Source organism: Kytococcus schroeteri (genome assembly GCF_042433515.1).
GTDB classification, from domain to species: Bacteria; Actinomycetota; Actinomycetes; order Actinomycetales; family Dermatophilaceae; genus Kytococcus; species Kytococcus schroeteri.
In genome coordinates this window covers 1-1,259 of sequence record NZ_JBHLVH010000036.1, presented here as the reverse complement: position 1 = coordinate 1,259, position 1,259 = coordinate 1, and the positions used below count along the sequence as shown (strand labels likewise).

The 1,259-nt window shown below is 55.5% G+C and carries 1 rRNA gene; it reads left to right on the top strand.

Features of this window, described 5'->3' with window-relative positions:
* A 23S ribosomal RNA gene (locus ACFFHC_RS11575) occupies positions 1 to 1,259 on the top strand; the annotation flags it as partial.

Genomic DNA, 1,259 nt, shown 5'->3' with positions numbered 1-1,259 from the left:
GGTAGAGGGAGGGAACGTGGGGAAGTGAAACATCTCAGTACCCACAGGAAGAGAAAACAATTGTGATTCCGTGAGTAGTGGCGAGCGAAAGCGGATGAGGCTAAACCGGTCACGTGTGATACCTGGTAGGGGTTGCGTGGTCGGGGTTGTGGGAGCGATCGTCCGAGGTCTACCAGCCTCGGGGGCAGTTAGAAATGTTGGTGGTAGTCGAACGGTCTTGAAGGGCCGGGCAGAGAGGGTGCGACCCCCGTAGACGAAACTGCTGGCACTGTTTGTGTTGTTTCCCGAGTAGCACGGGGCCCGTGAAATCTCGTGTGAATCTGCCGGGACCACCCGGTAAGCCTAAATATTCTCTGATGACCGATAGCGGACAAGTACCGTGAGGGAAAGGTGAAAAGTACCCCGGGAGGGGAGTGAAATAGTTCCTGAAACCATGTGCCTACAATCCGTAGGAGCCCTTCGGGGTGACTGCGTGCCTTTTGAAGAATGAGCCTGCGAGTTAGTGCTCAGTGGCAAGGTTAACCCGTGTGGGGAAGCCGTAGCGAAAGCGAGTCCGAAGAGGGCGTCATAGTCGCTGGGTCTAGACCCGAAGCGGAGTGATCTACCCATGGCCAGGTTGAAGCGCCGGTAAGACGGCGTGGAGGACCGAACCCACTTAGGTTGAAAACTGAGGGGATGAGCTGTGGGTAGGGGTGAAAGGCCAATCAAACTCCGTGATAGCTGGTTCTCCCCGAAATGCATTTAGGTGCAGCGTCACGTGTTTCTTGCCAGAGGTAGAGCTACTGGATAGCTAATGGGCCCCACCGGGTTACTGACGTTAGCCAAACTCCGAATGCTGGTAAGTGAAGCGTGGCAGTGAGACTGCGGGGGATAAGCTTCGTAGTCGAGAGGGAAACAGCCCAGATCACCAACTAAGGTCCCTAAGCGTGTGCTAAGTGGGAAAGGATGTGGAGTTGCTGTGACAACCAGGAGGTTGGCTTAGAAGCAGCCACCCTTTAAAGAGTGCGTAACAGCTCACTGGTCAAGTGATTCCGCGCCGACAATGTAGCGGGGCTCAAGCACACCACCGAAGTTGTGGCAACGAAAGTTGGGTAGGGGAGCGTCGTGTAGCGAGTGAAGCGGCGGAGTGATCCAGTCGTGGATGCTGCACGAGTGAGAATGCAGGCATGAGTAGCGAAAGACGGGTGAGAAACCCGTCCACCGAATAACCAAGGGTTCCAGGGTCAAGCTAATCTGCCCTGGGTAAGTCGGGACCTAAG